General features: G+C 66.4%; 2 protein-coding genes. Both read right to left on the bottom strand.

Annotated features, from left to right (window positions below):
- Entirely contained in the window at window positions 1-969 is a 969-nt protein-coding gene (locus J3U06_RS09285; protein ID WP_267444987.1) for a carbohydrate ABC transporter permease, read from the bottom strand.
- Window positions 966-1,487: carbohydrate ABC transporter permease (locus J3U06_RS09280; protein ID WP_267444986.1), on the bottom strand; the 522-nt coding region annotated here is incomplete at its 5' end. The genes J3U06_RS09285 and J3U06_RS09280, both read right to left, overlap by 4 nt.

Genomic DNA, 1,487 nt, shown 5'->3' with positions numbered 1-1,487 from the left:
TTATTCTTTGACGGCTCCTGCGGCGAGGCCGGATTGCCAGTATTTCTGCAGGAGGAGGAAGGCGATGACCAGGGGGATGATGGTGATCAGGCTGCCGGTGATGACCAGGTTCTGGATGGCCTGCCCGCCTGCGGTGCTGGCCTGGTCCTTCCACTGGTTCAGGCCGATGGTCAGCGGGTACCAGTCCGCGTCCTTGAGCATGATCAGGGGCAGGAAGTAGTTGTTCCAGGTCGCCACGATCGTGAACAGGGCGCAGGTCACGATCCCCGGCGCCAAAAGGGGCAGGCTGATGGTGCGGAAGGTGCGCCACTCCGAGGCGCCGTCCACGCGCGCCGCCTCCAGCAGCTCCCCGGGCACGGCCTGGTCCGAGAAGATCCACATCAGGTACAGGCCGAACGGGCTGATCAGGCTGGGCACGATCATCGCCCAGGGCGTGTTGGTCAGCCCCAGCTTCGCGAACAGCAGGAACTGCGGCACCGCCAGGGCGATGCCCGGCACGCTGATCGCGCCCAGCACCACCGCGAACACCGCCTTGCGGCCCGGGAAGCGGAACTTGGCCAGCGCGTACCCGCCCATCACCGCCAGCAGCGTGGCCCCGCCCGCGCCCGCCGCCACGTACAGCAGCGTGTTCGCCAGCCAGCGGGCGAAGATCCCGTCCTGGTAGGAGAACACCTCGCGGATGTTCTCCCACAGGGCGAACGAGCGGCCCGGCCCCAGGCCGAACGTGCTCGTGAAGTCCGCCTGCGTCTTCGTCGCGTTCACCAGCAGGTAGGCGAACGGGAACAGGCAGTACAGGGCGAACACGCCGCACGCCAGCGTCAGCCACACCGACCGGCGCGGGTTCGACGGGTTCGAGAACCCGGTCGACGCCGCACGCCGCCGCTCCGCCCGCTCGTCCGCCGCCACCCGGCGCGCCCGCGCACGCTCCGCCGCCCGCACCCTGCGGCCTTCAGCATCCAGCACGCTCATCGCATCTGCTCCCTCATGCTCCGCAGCTGCACCGCATACGCCACCAGCATCGTCAACGCCGCCATCACGATGGCCAGCGCAGCCGCATAATTGGACTGATTGCCCGAAAAACTCAGATTATACGCATACATGTTCGGCGTGTAATACGTCGTGATCGCATTGCCCGGCACCATGTTCTGCATCACGCTCGGCTCGTTGAACAGCTGGAAGGAGCCGATGATGCTGAAGATCACCGTGATCGCCAGCGAGCCCCGCAGCTCCGGCAGCTTCACCCGGCGCACCACCTGCCACTCGCCCGCCCCGTCGATCGCCGCCGCCTCATACAGGGAGCGCGGCACCGTCGACAGCGACGAATAGAAGATCAGCATGTTATACCCCGTGAACTCCCACGTGTTGATGTTCCCGATCGCCGCCAAAAGCACCGACGGCTGCAGCACATCCACATGCGTGCCCAGCCACGCGTTCAACGAGCCCACCAGGCCATACCTCGCCCCATACATGAACCCCCACACCAGCGC

This window comes from Bifidobacterium sp. B4142 (assembly GCF_026537325.1).
In the GTDB taxonomy this organism is placed as follows: domain Bacteria; phylum Actinomycetota; class Actinomycetes; order Actinomycetales; family Bifidobacteriaceae; genus Bombiscardovia.
The sequence above is the reverse complement of the archived record's forward strand: the minus strand, read 5'-3'. Positions and strand labels throughout refer to the sequence as shown.

What these genes read in the sequence shown, in the direction of transcription:
- J3U06_RS09285 (WP_267444987.1), bottom strand. Translation starts at nt 969, where the DNA reads ATGAGCGTGCTGGATGCTGAAGGCCGCAGGGTGCGGGCGGCGGAGCGT.